At 53.5% G+C, this 15666-nt stretch carries 14 protein-coding genes; 2 read left to right on the top strand and 12 right to left on the bottom strand.

What is annotated here, in order from left to right:
- Positions 1–11: 11 nt before the first annotated feature.
- From potD to potA, 4 genes are read right to left on the bottom strand one after another with little or no spacing between them, the layout of a single operon-like run.
- A complete protein-coding gene (gene potD / locus ACUY4Q_RS14590; protein ID WP_458043466.1) occupies positions 12–1058 on the bottom strand; it encodes a spermidine/putrescine ABC transporter substrate-binding protein PotD in 1047 nt (348 codons plus the stop codon).
- Positions 1059–1847, bottom strand: coding sequence for a spermidine/putrescine ABC transporter permease PotC (potC, locus tag ACUY4Q_RS14585; RefSeq protein WP_458043465.1), 789 nt, complete (start codon positions 1845–1847; stop codon positions 1059–1061).
- Positions 1844–2701, bottom strand: a complete 858-nt coding sequence (potB, locus tag ACUY4Q_RS14580; protein WP_458043464.1) for a spermidine/putrescine ABC transporter permease PotB — start codon at positions 2699–2701, stop codon at positions 1844–1846. Before potB ends, potC begins: the two co-directional genes overlap by 4 nt.
- Complete coding sequence (gene potA / locus ACUY4Q_RS14575) at positions 2685–3821, bottom strand: spermidine/putrescine ABC transporter ATP-binding protein PotA (protein WP_458043463.1); 1137 nt, start codon at positions 3819–3821, stop codon at positions 2685–2687. Before potA ends, potB begins: the two co-directional genes overlap by 17 nt.
- A gap of 269 nt (positions 3822–4090) precedes the next feature.
- Here potA and pepT point away from each other — a divergent pair, with 269 nt between their 5' ends.
- On the top strand, positions 4091–5317 hold the full coding sequence (pepT, locus tag ACUY4Q_RS14570) for a peptidase T (RefSeq protein WP_458043462.1): 1227 nt from the start codon (positions 4091–4093) through the stop codon (positions 5315–5317).
- Positions 5318–5469: 152 nt separating this feature from the next.
- On the top strand, positions 5470–5961 hold the full coding sequence (locus ACUY4Q_RS14565) for an REP-associated tyrosine transposase (protein ID WP_458043461.1): 492 nt from the start codon (positions 5470–5472) through the stop codon (positions 5959–5961).
- Positions 5962–6155: 194 nt separating this feature from the next.
- Here the strand turns inward: ACUY4Q_RS14565 and ACUY4Q_RS14560 are convergent, their stop codons facing one another.
- From ACUY4Q_RS14560 to ACUY4Q_RS14525, 8 genes are all read right to left on the bottom strand, one after another.
- A complete protein-coding gene (locus ACUY4Q_RS14560) occupies positions 6156–7277 on the bottom strand; it encodes a ribosomal protein uL16 3-hydroxylase (protein ID WP_458043460.1) in 1122 nt (373 codons plus the stop codon).
- A gap of 89 nt (positions 7278–7366) precedes the next feature.
- A complete protein-coding gene (phoQ, locus tag ACUY4Q_RS14555; RefSeq protein WP_458043459.1) occupies positions 7367–8839 on the bottom strand; it encodes a two-component system sensor histidine kinase PhoQ in 1473 nt (490 codons plus the stop codon).
- Positions 8836–9510, bottom strand: a complete 675-nt coding sequence (gene phoP, locus ACUY4Q_RS14550) for a two-component system response regulator PhoP (RefSeq protein WP_458043458.1) — start codon at positions 9508–9510, stop codon at positions 8836–8838. The genes phoQ and phoP overlap by 4 nt, the downstream gene beginning before the upstream one ends.
- Before the next feature lie 133 nt (positions 9511–9643).
- Positions 9644–11014, bottom strand: coding sequence for an adenylosuccinate lyase (gene purB / locus ACUY4Q_RS14545; protein WP_458043457.1), 1371 nt, complete (start codon positions 11012–11014; stop codon positions 9644–9646).
- 19 nt (positions 11015–11033) lie between these two features.
- Positions 11034–11663, bottom strand: coding sequence for a high frequency lysogenization protein HflD (hflD, locus tag ACUY4Q_RS14540; protein WP_458043456.1), 630 nt, complete (start codon positions 11661–11663; stop codon positions 11034–11036).
- A 33-nt stretch (positions 11664–11696) separates the two neighbouring features.
- Complete coding sequence (mnmA, locus tag ACUY4Q_RS14535) at positions 11697–12803, bottom strand: tRNA 2-thiouridine(34) synthase MnmA (protein ID WP_458043455.1); 1107 nt, start codon at positions 12801–12803, stop codon at positions 11697–11699.
- 124 nt (positions 12804–12927) lie between these two features.
- Positions 12928–14877: a methyl-accepting chemotaxis protein gene (locus tag ACUY4Q_RS14530; protein ID WP_458043454.1), complete on the bottom strand. Its 1950-nt coding sequence runs from the start codon at positions 14875–14877 to the stop codon at positions 12928–12930.
- A gap of 333 nt (positions 14878–15210) precedes the next feature.
- Complete coding sequence (locus ACUY4Q_RS14525) at positions 15211–15660, bottom strand: NUDIX hydrolase (RefSeq protein WP_458043453.1); 450 nt, start codon at positions 15658–15660, stop codon at positions 15211–15213.
- Between the last annotated feature and the right edge of the window lie 6 nt (positions 15661–15666).

The following is a 15666-nucleotide window of genomic DNA, read 5'->3' as shown; positions in this document are numbered from 1 at the left end:
CAGTTCACGGTTTAACGGCCTGCTTTGAGCTTCTGGTAATACTCTTCGTAAATCACACTGGCGTTACCCACATCGTTCTGCCATTCGCCTTTGCTGATGGTCTCAGCGTCCGGGTAGAGCGACTTGTCGTTAGCAACCTCCGGGCTGAGTAATTTACGCGCGGCGAGGTTAGGCGTCGGGTAACCGATGGTTTCTGCCACCTGTTTTGCCACATCCGGGCGCAGCAGGAAGTTAATCAGCTTCAGTGCACCCTCTTTGTTTTTGGCATTAGACGGAATAGACAAGCTGTCCATCCAGAAGATGCCGCCTTCTTTTGGCCAGACGACCTCAAGCGGGGTACCGTTCTGCCGCGCGACCCAGGCGGAGCCGTTCCACACCATACCCAGATTCACTTCACCTTCCATATACGGGTTTGCCGGGTTATCAGAGTTAAAGGCCGCCACGTTCGGCATCAGTTTTTTCAGCTCGTTGTAAGCAGCTTCAATTTCCTTCGGATCGGTGGTATTGCCGGAGAGGCCCAGCTTACGCAGAGCCATCTGGAACACTTCACGCGCATCATCGGTTAAAAGCAGGCTGTTTTTATACTCAGGTTTCCATAAATCTGCCCACTGGGTCACCGATTTTGGGTCGACTTCATCGCTATTGATGCCAATGGCAGTGGCACCCCAGATATACGGGATCGAATAATCATTATTCGGGTCAAAGGGCTTGTTAAGCATCTCTGGATCGAGATTCTGGAAGTTGGTGAGTGCTGTTTTGTCGATCTTTTGGATCATGCCCTCTTTGCGCATTTTATCCACGAAGTAGGTGGACGGGACGACCAGATCGTAAGCGCCATCTTTATAGGTTTTGAGCTTGGCATACATCGTTTCATTCGACTCGTAGGTCGAGTAAATGACCTTGATGCCTGTCTCTTTGGTGAACTGCTCCAGCAGACCGGGCGGCACATATTCCGTCCAGTTGTAGAAGTAGAGTGTTTTGCTGTCGTCCGCGTGGGCAGCGCCCATTCCTAATGCCAGAGCGCCTGCAGCGAGCAGGTGGCGTGACCATTTTTTCATCTAATTCGTCCCCATGCTTTTCGTTTTATCACGCGCTATCAACTGACTGGCAATCACCAGAACCAGCGACAGCATTAACAGAATGGTCGCCAGCGCGTTCACCTCAGGTGACACACCGACTTTGACCATGGAATAAATCTTCAACGGCAAAATTTCATACCCCGGCCCCGTCACGAACGAAGAGACGACAACGTCATCCATCGACAGGGTAAAGCTGAGCAGCCAGCCTGCAGCGACGGCAGGCATCGCCAGCGGCAAAATAATTTTGCGCAGGATGATCGTTTCGCTGGCGCCGAGATCCTTCGCCGCTTCCAGCATCCGCACATCGAAGCCTTTCAGTCGCGAATACACGGTAACCACCACAAAGGGCAGGCAGAAGGTAATGTGCGAGAAGAGTAACGACCAGAAGCCCAATTTAACGCCGAGCAACATAAACAGAACCAGCAGTGAAATGGCCATCACGATGTCCGGTGACATCATCACCACAAACAGCATACCGCTGACAAACGGCTTGCCGCGAAACCGGTAGCGGTAAAGCGCCACTGCGGTCAATGCGCCAATCAGCGTGGCAAAGGTGGCCGAGAGTACCGCCATGGTCAGCGAGTGCTGGGCGGCCTGTACCAGACTGTCATTGTTCATCAGCAGGCTGTACCAGTCGGTGGTAAAACCTTGCCAGTTAATGCCAAACCGCGAACGGTTAAATGAATTGACGATCAGAATGATGATCGGGATATACAGGTAAGCATAAACGGCGGCCATAAAACCGCCTTTGAGCAGTCGACCGATCATTCCAGCTCCACCTTTTTGTTCAGTAAGCGCGATGCGCGCCAGTAAACCAGCAGCAGTAATCCCATAATCACCGTCAGCATAATGCTGGTGGCGGCGCCGAACGGCCAGTCTCGAATATTGAGGAACTGACTTTTAATGACGTTGCCGATTAACAGGTTTTTCGCGCCGCCCATCAGGTCTGAAACGTAGAACAACCCCATTGCCGGCAGCAACACCAATAAACACCCGGCGATAATGCCCGGCATGGTCAGTGGAATAATGATGCGGGTAAAGGTCTGCAACTTGCCCGCGCCCAGATCTTTAGCGGCTTCCAGCAGTGACTTATCCAGTTTTTCGATACTGGAATAGAGCGGCATCACCATAAAGGGCAGCAGGATGTAGACCAGACCGATAATCACTGCTGCGGGGGTAAACATCACGCGTATCGGCTCATCAATGATTCCTGACCACAGCAAAAAGGTATTCAGATACCCTTTAGTACTGAGGAAAATTTTCAAACCGTAGATGCGAATCAGCGAATTGGTCCAAAAGGGGACGATCAGCAGGAAAAGCAGCAGTGGGCGCACTTTTGCCGGCAGCTTCGCCAGAAACCAGGCAAACGGATAACCCAGCGCCAGGCAGGCAAGGGTGGCCAGCACGGCCATGTTCAGCGAATGCAACAGCACGTCAAAATAGAGCGGGTCCAGCAGGCGCGCGTAATTATCCAGCGAGAATACCATCGCCACGAAATGGGCGTCATCACGGGTCAAAAAGCTGGTGACGATAATCATCAGGTTGGGCAGGAAAACGAACAGCACAAGCCAACCGACGACAGTGGCAATCACCACATTCTGGAATTTACTTGTGCTCTTCATCAGCCAGTACGACCTCCCAGCTTTCCACCCAGGTGACGGCCATTTTCTGGTCCAGCGAGTGGTCAAAGTCCGGGTCATCTTCGTTGAAGAATTCACTGACCAACACTATTTTGCCGTTTTCCAGCTCCACCACGGATTCGAGCGTCATGCCTTTGTAGTTACGCTCGCGCACATAGCCAATGAGTCCTTCCACCTCGCTGGTATCGTTAATCTCTTCTACGCGGAGATCTTCCGGGCGCAGCAGAACGTGAAGCTGCTGGCCCGCTTCGACGGCGAAGTTAACGTAGATATTGCATTCCCGACCCTCAACGCTTGCCCGGACCCGGTGCGCATCAAGACGGTCAATCACGGTGGCATCAAAATTGTTGATTTCACCAATAAAGCTGGCGACAAAAAGGTTTTTGGGTTCTTCGTAAATTTCGCGCGGCGTGCCGTCCTGCTCGATTTTACCGTCACGCATAACCACGATCCGGTCCGACATGGTCAGCGCCTCTTCCTGGTCATGGGTAACAAAGACAAAGGTAATACCAAGCTTGCGTTGCAGCGCTTTGAGTTCGTTCTGCATCTGCTTGCGCAGCTTGTAATCAAGCGCCGAGAGCGATTCATCAAGGAGAAGAAGACGGGGTTTATTCACCACGGCGCGAGCGATCGCCACTCGTTGTTGCTGACCACCGGAGAGTTGATGGGGTAAGCGCTGGGCGAAGGTGTCAAGCTGCACCATTTTCAGTGCCTCGCTGACGCGTGGCCCAATCTCAGCAGCAGGTGTTTTTTGCATCCGTAGCCCAAAGGCCACATTTTCAAACACGGTCATGTGCGGGAAGAGGGCGTAACTCTGAAAAACGGTGTTGACGTGGCGATGCTCGGCGGGCACATCAGTGATATCGCGATCGTCGAGACGGATGTGCCCCGTGTCGACGTTTTCCAGCCCGGCTATGAGACGTAAAACCGTGGTTTTACCGCAGCCGGAAGGACCCAGCAGCGTAATAAATTCGCCGTTATTAATGGTGAGATTGAAATCAGAAATGACATTTTTGCCATCAAAGCCTTTGCTTATCCCGGCCAGTTGTACCAGCGGAGAAGGCGAACGCGAGTGTGTAGTCAATTTTTTACGCTGTCCCATATAAACGCATCGGATACCGCTCCGAAGCGGGGTTTGTGATTAACCACCTTGGGGTCTGACACATGAATAGAGGCCTGGCATTCTACGGCAAACCATTGAAATCGCCAATTGTTGTTGCATTTTTGCTGCGCAAAAGCCGTGTTATTCACTACCTTTACTGAACAGGACAAAGTGAAAATAATCTCGTTTACGGGATAAAAGTGACCTGACGCAATATTTGTGTTTTTGTGCTTACTGATAATGTTGGCACATTAAGTGAGGGTGGCTGCATGGAAAAGTTATTAGAGCGTTTTTTACAGTACGTCGCACTGGATACGCAATCGAAGCCCGGTGTCCGGCAGGTTCCCAGCACCGACGGGCAATGGAAGCTCCTGAATTTGCTCCAGCAACAGCTTGAAGAGATGGGGCTGGAAAACGTCACGCTGAGCGACAAAGGCACGGTGATGGCAAAACTTCCGTCTAACGTGTCGACGCCCGTTCCGGCGATTGGCTTTATTTCTCACGTTGACACCTCGCCAGACTGCAGCGGGAAGAACGTGAATCCCCAGATTCTGGAAAACTATCGCGGTGGTGACATAGCGCTGGGCGTGGGGGACGAAATCCTCTCGCCGGTGATGTTCCCGGTGCTGCATCAGTTACTCGGTCAGACGCTGATTACCACCGATGGTAAAACGCTGCTTGGGGCGGACGATAAAGCCGGTGTTGCGGAAATCATGACCGCGCTTGCCGTAATGATCAAAAACAACATCCCGCACGGTGACATCTGTGTGGCGTTTACCCCGGATGAAGAAGTGGGAAAAGGGGCGAAATTCTTTGACGTCCCGGCATTTGGCGCACAGTGGGCCTATACCGTTGACGGCGGAGGCGTGGGTGAACTGGAGTTCGAAAACTTCAACGCCGCCTCATTGACCATCAAAATTGTCGGTAACAATGTGCACCCCGGCACTGCCAAAGGCGTAATGGTGAACGCCCTGACGCTGGCGAGCCGCATTCATGCGCTGGTGCCCGAGGAAGAGAGCCCCGAGCAGACCGAAGGGTATGAAGGGTTCTATCATCTCACCAGCATTAAAGGCACCGTTGAGCGTGCGGAGATGCATTACATCATTCGTGACTTCGACCGCAAAGCCTTTGAAGCCCGTAAGCGCAAAATGATGGAGATTGCTAAAAAGGTGGGCAAAGGGTTGCACCCGGATTGCTACATTGAGCTCATCATGGAAGACAGCTACTACAATATGCGCGAGAAGATTGTGGAATATCCCCATATTCTTGAGATAGCGCAGCAGGCCATGCGTGATTGCGACATTGAACCAAAAATGAAAGCGATTCGCGGCGGCACTGATGGCGCGCAGCTCTCGTTTATGGGATTACCCTGCCCGAATATCTTCACCGGCGGTTATAACTACCACGGCAAGCACGAGTTCGTGACCCTCGACGGCATGGAAAAAGCCGTGCAGGTAATTGTACGTATCGCCGAGTTGACCGCGAAAGAACAGTAACACCGTTTAATGGGTTTTAGTAAACAGCAACCCGGCACAAATGCCGGATGGCGACGTCAACGTCTTATCCGGCCTACAGCGTGCCTCTGACTTTGTAGGCCGGATAAGCGAAGCGCCATCCGGCATTGTCATAAATGAGGAGGGAACCTCATATGTCTAGCTACCGCCGTTACTACGTGCCTGGAGGTACCTGGTTTTTTACTGTCAACCTCCGCGACCGGCAAAGCGATCTTTTAACTTGCCACATTGATCTATTGCGTAAAGCGGTGTCTTATGTGCAACGAAAACAAACCTTCGAGATTCGTGCATGGGTGATTCTACCGGAACATATGCACTGCATCTGGACGCTACCTGAAAACGACAGTGATTATTCCGGTCGCTGGCGAGAAATAAAAAAGGTGTTTACCAAATCCGTTGGATTACAGGACGTTTGGCAGCCGCGCTTTTGGGAACATACCATTCGTGATGATGAAGATCTTCGTCATCATATTGATTATATCTATGTTAATCCGCTGAAACATGGTTGGGTGAAGCGGGTGCAGGATTGGCCCTGGTCGACGTTCCACCGGGATGTGTGTGCTGGTTTATATCCTGAGGACTGGGCCGGAGAGTGCGAGACATTAAACACTGGTGAGCGGCGGTAGAATGCCGGATGGCGACGTCAACGTCTTATCCGGCCTACAGAGGGCCTTTGATTTTGTAGGCCGGATGTCAACGTCTAATCTGGCCTACAGGGTGCCTTTGACTTTGTAGGCAGGACGTCAATGTCTTATCCGGCCTACAGCATGCCTCTGAATTTGTAGGCCGGATAAGCGAAGCGCCATCCGGCAACAAACAATTAATCCTCGAAGAACCAGTAACCGCTGTTTACCAGCGCCGCGAGCATCGCGAGGAAGGAGGGATCTTCCAGCGCTTCACCCAAAGCCTCATCGTTTAACACGATATGGTTCGCCAGTGCGTCAAGCGCCGGGCGGTGCGGTGAGTGAATGCGTTCACCGTTAACAAACACCTCTCCCCCGATGCGCAACACGCGCAGGCCGCCTAAGCGAACCAGCTTATCCCCTTGTTTGAGGGCATCATAAATTTCATCGGGTTGATAGGGCGGTTCCGGCGGAGTGATGTCCAGCTCATGCCGCGTCTGGGTAATAAACTCGCCGATCCACTCATTGAAATGCTCAGGCTGATTAATCAGATCCAGCATCATCTGACGCAGGCCGTCCAGCTCTTCCGGCAGGACATCGGCAGGGTGCTCACGGGGCGAGAGCGTCGGATCGGTGTAGCGCAAGCTGCCCAATTCGCGCTGCAGAACATAATCGGCAAAACCACTGATCAGCTCCCGGCCGCTTGGCGCGCGGTAGCCCACCGAGTAATTCATTGAGTTCTCCAGCGAGTAGCCTTCATGCGGGAATCCTGGCGGAATGTAGAGAATATCGCCGGGTTCCATCTCTTCATCGATGATGGCCTCAAAAGGATCAACCTGCAGCAGATCCGGATGCGGGCAGTGCTGTTTCATGGGCGTCTTTTCGCCCACACGCCAGCGACGGCGACCGGTGCCCTGAATGATAAACACATCATACTGATCGAGATGCGGACCGACACCGCCGCCCGGCACCGAGAAGGAGATCATCAGATCGTCGGTGCGCCAGTCGGGCAGGGCGCGGAAAGGGCGCATCAGCGCCGCGGTAGGTTCATGCCAGTGGTTCACCGCCTGAACCAACAGCGACCAGTTGCTTTCACCTAAATGATCGTAGCTTTCAAACGGACCGTGACCCACCTGCCATTTGCCATCGAGATGGCTGACCAGGCGGCTGTCCACTTCATCTTCCATGGCCAGCCCGGCCAGTTCGTCAGGGGAAATGGGATCGATAAATTGCGTAAAGCCGCGTTTGAGCAGTACCGGGCGTTTCTGCCAGTAGCGTTCGATAAAGTCCGGCCAGTTAAGATTAACGTGATAGTCCATGTTTGTTCCCCAAACGTTTGTTTGAGTCGGAGTATAACGGATGCATAACAGCCTGCGTGCGCTACGTAACCTAATTTTAACTGAATGCCTTAATTATCACCGTTCAGAGACTGCTGGCGGCCAAACACGGCTTCCATCTTTGCCCCGCCAAGCAAACTTTCAAGCGTGATGATTTGCCCTTCGTACTGCTCGACAATTTCCCGGGCGACGGTCAACCCAACGCCCTGACCCGGGCGCAGGGTATCGGCGCGTTGACCGCGGTCGAAAACCGCTTCGCGCAGACTATGCGGAATGCCGGGGCCATCATCTTCAATAATAATGTGCAGCGTGTCTTCCGTCTGTCGGGCCGAGACTTCAACAAACTCCAGGCAGTATTTACAGGCGTTATCGAGCAGGTTGCCCACTACTTCCATAAAATCGTTCTTCTCGCCAACAAAACTGATTTCAGGCGAGATATCAAGGCTGATATCAACCCCTTTGCGCTGATAAACCTTATTCAGCGCCGACGTCAGGCTGTCCAACAGCGGGGCGACGGGGTGCAATTCCCGGCTAAGCAGCCCGCTGCTGCCGCGCATGCTGGCCCGATGGAGATAGTAACCAATTTGCTGCGAGATACGGCTAATCTGCTCCAGCATCACCGGTTCGGCGTCACTGACGCTCAGTTTCTCACTGCGCAAAGAACGTAACGTACTCTGTAAGACTGCCAACGGCGTTTTCAGGCTGTGGGTGAGGTCAGTCAACGTGGTGCGGTATTTATCATAGCGTTCGCGCTCGCTTTTCAGCAGGCGATTGAGGTTTCGTACCAGGCTTGTTAACTCACGGGTCGTCGCCGGATTGAGATTCTCGCGGTGGTGCTCTTCGAGTTCGCGCACCTCTTTTGCCAGCGCTTCTATGGGGCGCAGGCTCCAGCGCGCCGCCAGCCAGAGAAGCGGGATAACCAGCAGCAGGTTGGCAGCCAGGACGTAGATAAACCAGCTCCACACCATCCAGGAACGCTTAAGTTCGATGGGGATGGTATCAATCACGACGATGGTTAACTGCGGCATCCGTGCGGTGGCAGGGTAGAGGTTGACCGCCACCGAGTGGGTCATTTCAGAGTTGTCGTCATCTTCACGAATGGCGTTAAATTTTTCCCTGACCGATTCATCGTTATGCACCAGCGTGCTGGAGTCATCGACATCCGCCTCGATCTCCTGGAAACCGTCCGCTTTCAGCCACGAGGGATCAACCCGTTTCGCCAGCCAGGGCACATCGCGTTGCGCCCAGAGCAAGTTGCCGTCTTTATCGTAAATGAGGGTAATGGTCGGGCTTTGCAGATCCAGATTTTCCGGCAGATCGACGCTAAGTTTATTGTTGTCCCACTTTGCCAGGGTATAGAAGAGATTGCTTTCACCGCGCAGCAGCCTGAACGTGGTTTTGTCGAAGCTGACGCTATAGCCCACCAGCGCAACCATACCGTAAGCCAGGGAGAGCACCAGCACCACCGCAGCCGTTGCCAGCAGAAAGCGAACGCGCAATGAGAGGGGAAAAAAATGGCGCAGAAAACGCTTCGTTTTTCTCATTTTGGCAATTCGAACAGATAGCCCTGCCCACGCACGGTGGTGATCACTTCACTCGGGTATTGCGCCTGGATTTTTTTACGCAAACGACCCATCAGCACATCGATGGTGTGGCTTTCACGCAGTTCAGCGTCGGGATAGAGCTGGAGCATCAGCGAATCTTTGCTCACCACTTTACCGTTATTACGGATAAGCGTTTCCATAATGGTGTATTCAAAGGCCGTCAGCTTTACCGCTTCGTCGTTAATCGACATCTCACGACGGGAGAGATCAACCTGGAAGGGGGGCATGGAGATGACCTGAGAAGCCAGACCGCTGTTACGGCGCATCAGCGCCTGCATTCGGGCAACAACTTCTTCGATATGAAAAGGTTTCGTCACATAGTCATCGGCGCCGGCGCTCAGGACTTCAACTTTATCCTGCCACCCCTCACGGGCCGTCAGCACCAGCACGGGCAGAGAGACGTCATGATTACGCCAGCGGCGAATAAGCGAGAGTCCGTCTTCATCCGGCAGACCGAGATCGACCAGGGCAATATCGGGCAGGTGTTCATTGAGAAAATAATCGGCTTCCTTTGCATCTTCCGCCGCATCCACCTGATGGCCCAGATCCTGTAACTGGACTTTTAAATGGTGACGTAAGAGAGCATTGTCCTCCACAACGAGTACGCGCATCGTATGAATTCTCCTGACATTTTTCGATACATTGAGTGTAACGCTGATTGTCTTGCGTCAGGGATAAACATTTATTAAACCGGGGGAAATGAAACCCTCTTTTCGGGCGAAAAGAGGGTAAAAGCAGAAAGGGTTACTTCAATTCATCAACCATGGTGATGGCGCGGCCAATATAGTTGGCGGGCGTCATCGCTTTCAGGCGGACTTTTTCCTCTTCCGGCAGGGCCAGACTGTCAATGAACTGCTTCATCCCTTCAGCGTCCACGCGCTTGCCGCGGGTTAGCTCTTTGAGTTTCTCGTACGGCTTTTCAATGCCATAACGGCGCATGACGGTCTGGATAGGTTCAGCCAGCACTTCCCAGTTGTTGTCCAGTTCGTCCAGCAGACGATCGCGGTTCACTTCCAGTTTGCTCACGCCTTTCAACGTGGACTGATAGGCAATCAGCGCATAGCCCACACCGACACCCAGGTTACGCAGGACGGTGGAGTCAGTCAGGTCGCGCTGCCAGCGGGAGACCGGCAGCTTGCTCGCCAGGTGCTGCAACACCGCATTAGACAGACCCAGGTTGCCTTCAGAGTTCTCGAAGTCAATCGGGTTAACTTTATGCGGCATAGTGGAAGAGCCGATTTCGCCAGCAATGGTCTTCTGTTTGAAGTGGTTCAGAGCAACGTAGCCCCACACATCGCGGTCAAAATCGATCAGGATGGTGTTAAAGCGCGCCATGCAGTCAAACAGCTCTGCGATATAGTCGTGCGGTTCAATCTGAGTGGTGTAGGGGTTCCACTGAATACCCAGCGAGGTCACAAACTCTTCGCTGAACTGATGCCAGTCCACTTCCGGGTAGGCGGCGATGTGGGCGTTATAGTTACCCACCGCACCGTTGATTTTACCGAGAATTTCAACCTGGTTCAGTTGGCGATACTGACGCTCCATACGGTAGGCGACGTTCGCCATCTCTTTACCCATGGTCGACGGCGTAGCCGGCTGGCCGTGGGTGCGGGAGAGCAGGGGAATATCGCGGTACTGAACGGCGAGGTCTTTCACCGCGTCAATCAGCTGACGCCAGTACGGCAGAATCACTTCATCACGGGCGGTTTTCAGCATCAACGCGTGAGAAAGGTTATTGATATCTTCTGAGGTGCAGGCGAAGTGGATAAATTCCGAGACGGCATGTAATTCCGCCACATCCGCCACTTTCTCTTTCAGAAAATACTCCACCGCTTTCACGTCATGATTGGTGGTGCGCTCGATCGTTTTGATGCGCGCGGCGTCTTGTTCGTTAAAATCAGCGACGATTTTATCAAGGTAACCGTTTGCGTGATCGGCAAAAGCAGGAACTTCCTTGATCGCTACATGCGCAGCCAGTTTTTGTAACCAGCGTACTTCGACGTGTACGCGAAATTTCAGCAAACCGAATTCGCTGAAAATCCCGCGCAGCGCGCTGACTTTATCGCCGTAGCGTCCATCGACAGGGGAAACGGCGGTCAGTGAGGATAATTCCATAGTTCAGAACTCCGGGAGGTTAACAATGAGCAAGAATTTGCTTGGCCTGAGTGGTCAGGCGACTACGAGAAAACATTAACTGCAATCGACCACCGCCCACCTGGTGCCACAATACTGCGGCACGAATACCGGCCAGCAGTGAGGCGCGGACCTTGGCCTGAACCTGCGAGCTTTGCAGGACGGCAGGCGAGCCGGTGACCTGAATACGGGGTCCCAGCGGGCTAATCACGTCGACATAAATGGCGGCCATCGCGCTCAGCAGCGTTTCAGACTGCAGGTCAAAATGGTCGAGCTGGCGTTGCAGCCCTGAAATGCGATCGCCCAGTGTGCCCATCGCGCCCTTTTGAGCGGCGAGTTTGCGTTCCAGCACCATCAGGCTGAGCGTATAGCGAGTCAATTCAGCGTTAAGTCCCTGACGGCTGCTGGCATTCAGGACACCGAGCAGCGTTTCCAGCCCAAGGCGCAGGTTGGCTTCGCTGCCACCAAACACGCTGAGGGTAGAATCAGGATTCAGGTCGATAACACTGTTTAGCGAAACATGGAGTGCATCGGCATCGCAATGTCCCTGATGCGCCAGTTGCTGCACCAGACGGGCTGACTGGCAAATACCGGCCAGTGCCAGGGTGATGTCATAGTAATTCTTAGCCACACTCGCTCCTTGATTCGCTGCTCTTATGAATGATTAAACCGGCAGCGGTAAACGCTGTTCGATAATGCCGCCGCCAAGGCAAACGTCGCCGCTGTAGAAGACGGCGGATTGGCCAGGGGTGACTGCGGCGACCGGCTCATCAAAATGGACCTCAATACGGTCTGCATCCAGGGCGGTCACGGTGCACGGAATGTCGGTCTGACGATAACGGGTTTTAACCGTACAACGCAGTGTGCCAACCAGGGGCTCGCGGTCAACCCAGTGCAACTGCTGGGCAATCAGCCCGACGGACATCAGACGCGGGTGCTCATGACCCTGCGCGACAATCAGAATATTTTTTTCAACGTCTTTATCGACGACGTACCACGGATCTTCGGAACCCTCTTTGGTGCCGCCGATGCCTAATCCTTTACGTTGCCCCAGGGTGTGATACATCAACCCCTGATGCTGGCCAATCTCTTCACCGTCAACGGTGAGAATTTTCCCCGGCTGTGCCGGAAGATAGCGGCCCAGGAATTCGCGGAATTTGCGCTCGCCGATAAAACAGATACCGGTGGAGTCTTTTTTCTTGGCGGTGATGAGATCAAGCTCTTCGGCAATCTTACGCACTTCGGGTTTTTCCAGTTCGCCAACCGGGAACAGGCTTTGTGCGATTTGATCCGAGCTCAGGGTATAGAGGAAGTAACTTTGGTCTTTGTTACCGTCCAGCCCACGCAGCAGCTGGCTTTTACCGTCGACGTCGGCACGGCGCACGTAATGACCGGTCGCAATGAAGTCGGCACCCAGATCTTCAGCGGCAAATTCGAGGAAGGCTTTAAATTTGATCTCTTTGTTGCACAGAATATCCGGGTTCGGCGTACGCCCGGCTTTGTACTCCTCCAGGAAGAGTTCAAAGACGTTGTCCCAGTATTCTGCCGCAAAGTTTACGGTGTGCAGCTCAATGCCAAGCTTGTCACAGACGGCTTGCGCATCGGCAAGATCGGCGGCAGCGGTGCAGTATTCCTCGCCATCGTCTTCTTCCCAGTTCTTCATGAACAGGCCTTCCACCTTATAACCCTGTTGCAGCAACAGCCAGGCAGAAACGGAAGAATCGACACCGCCGGACATGCCGACGATCACTTTTTTTGGGCTATCAGACATAGAATACTCACGACATTGAACTTCAAGGCGGCGTATTCTATCACGCACTTGTCGCTCAGGCACCCCCCAGGCGATTCCCCATCAAAAAGCGGGAGTCCGACGCGCAGACTCCCGACCTTTCACCTTACGCGGCTCTGTCTTCGAGGCTGAACTGTTCCACGCTCTGGGCGAGCTGCTGGGCCTGTTCTTCAAGTGAGCTGGCTGCGGCAGCCATCTCCTGAACCAGCGAGGCGTTCTGCTGGGTCACACCGTCCATCTCATTGACGGCAATGGTCACCTGACCGATGCCTTTGGCTTGTTCATCAGACGCACTGACAATTTCATTGATGATGGTCTGCACTGAATTCACCGCCTGGGTCATCTCCTGCATCGTCTTCCCGGCGTCATTCACTAGTTGTACACCGCTCTCAACGCGCTGGCTGGACTCTTCAATCAGTGCGGCAATCTCTTTCACCGCGTTGGCGCTGCGCTGAGCCAGATTACGCACTTCGGATGCGACCACCGCAAAGCCCCGGCCTTGTTCCCCGGCACGGGCCGCTTCTACCGCAGCGTTAAGCGCGAGGATGTTAGTCTGGAAGGCGATGCTATTGATCATGGTCGTGATGTCGCTGATCTTCTTCGAACTGTCATCAATCTGCGACATGGTTTTGACCACCTGACTGACCAGGGCCTCACCACGGCTGGCGATTTGCGTCGCATTGGCGGTGAGTTCGGTCGCATGGTGCGCGTTGCTGGCGTTGTGTTTCACCGTTGCACTGAACTGCTCCATGCTGGCGGCTGTCTGCTCAAGCGCAGCAGCCTGCTGCTCGGTACGTGAAGAGAGGTTAATGTTACCGCTGACAATTTCCCCCGCGCCCTGACGGACAGAATCGCTGGCGTCTTTGATTTGACCGACAATCTGCCGTAATTGCGACTGCATGGTATGCAGGGCATAGAACAGGCTTTTGCTGTCGCCGGATTTCACCGCAATGACGTTGTCCAGTTTGCCATCGGCAACGGCCAGCGCAATGGTCGCTGCTTCAAGCGGCTCACCGCCAATCGGTTTCAGTACTTTGCGGCTGAAGACGATACCTAACAGGGCGCTCACCAGCAGGATGCTGATAACCATCAGAATAATGGCGTTCATAAGTTGGCGGTTCGCCGCGGCCATCACCTTGCTGACCGGTGCAACCACGCCCAGATACCATTTGTCGGGGCTATTGCCGATAGACACGGGTTGCCAGGTGATTAAAGCATCTTCACCCAGCAGGCTATCCGGCTGCTCGAAGACGCTGGTGCTGTAGTTATGCGTTTCGCCTGGGTAAGGTTTGCTGGTGAGATTTTTATCCGGGTAGGAGATGACCTTTCCGCCGGAGGAGATCAGCATCGCGTAGCCTACGCCTTCCCAGGGTTTAATCTGGTTGACCCTGGATTGCAACGAGGCAAGTGAAATGTCTGACGTCACCACGGCATGCAATTTGCCATTGCTCACAATGGGGGCGGCAACAGAGGTCAGAAGGGTCGGCACGCCGTTGTACGCGTAGGTGTAAGGTTCGATGAGCGTATCTTTCTGCGACTTTTGCGGCACCAGATAGTAATCACCCTGGCCCGGCGTCAGGAAAGACGTTAAGGGATGAAGGTTGAAATTGCCTGATTGATCTTTATCGACAAAAAAGGCGTAGCGACCCGTCGGTGCCTGATCCGGTTTATCGGCAAAATCGGCATCGCGGCCGTCAAAGGCGTTCTCTTCGAAAATCACCGACATCGAGAGATACTCTGGATTATCGCGCAGAGCGTACTCAAGCATTTTGTCGGCGACTTTGCGATCGGTCACACCCGCAGTCGGTAAAGAGATCAGACTATGCCCAAGGTTATGCGCCACATCGCGGGCGTAGTTCAGTTCTTGTTGGACTTTTAACGCCTCTGACTGGGCGATTTGCTGCAGGTAATTTTCGGCCAACGCTTTTTGTTCATTGCTGGACTGCCAGCTCAGAACACCGATCGTCACCACAAACCCGAGCGTGATGGTCAATGCACCCGTTAACAACATTTGCGCGCGGGTACTCATTTTCTTTTGAACGAATTGTCTGGCCATGCCGGCTCCTGTGCTCTCAACCTGAAACGTCATTCAGCCGTCCCTGCAGTTAATGCCTCCATCATCAGTGACTATCGGCGTATAAAAATTGATCTTTAATGACCACGGGCAGACGTAGGTGGCGGAATAATGTCCGGTTGAGACCTTCTCATAAGCGGTAATATTCATGAAACACAGGATGGCGAGATAAACTGCTGGTGCAGGCGCGAGGATTTAGCATGTTAAGCTCCTGTTAACTATTTTTAACGGGTGCTTAAAATGTGAGGCGTTGCAATGGAGAAGCTGTAAGACAAAGAAGGGAGCGGCCGTCTGAAAACGGCCAGGGAAGTGTAATTACTGAAACGGCCAGTTAAAAGCGCCAATCATGGATAACGGATAGCGCTCACCGCTTTGCCAACTGCGAATACTCTCTGCGACCAACGGGGAACGCAGGTGAGGGGCGTTGAGGATCTCCTCGGCACTGACCCACAGGCAGCGGTCAATGTCGCTGTCGTGTGGCTCTGTTGCACAGATCGCATCGAGTTCGATCGAGAACAAAAAGCGCAGGAAAGGGGTTTTGTCCGGGGCTATCCACTGATGCATACGAACAAAAGCATCCGGCGTGGCGCGAATTCCTGTCTCTTCCCACAGCTCTCTTTGCGCGGCTTCAAGCAGCGTTTCATCCGCTTCAAGGTGACCGGCTGGCTGATTCCACAGCGCTTTTCCACCGATGGTCTCTTCCACGACCAAAAATTTATCCTCAGCATGCACAATGCACGCGACAGTCACATGGGGCTTAAACATGGGTGA

The organism is Phytobacter cepae (genome assembly GCF_054165735.1).
This window is presented reverse-complemented; position numbering and strand designations above follow the sequence as displayed.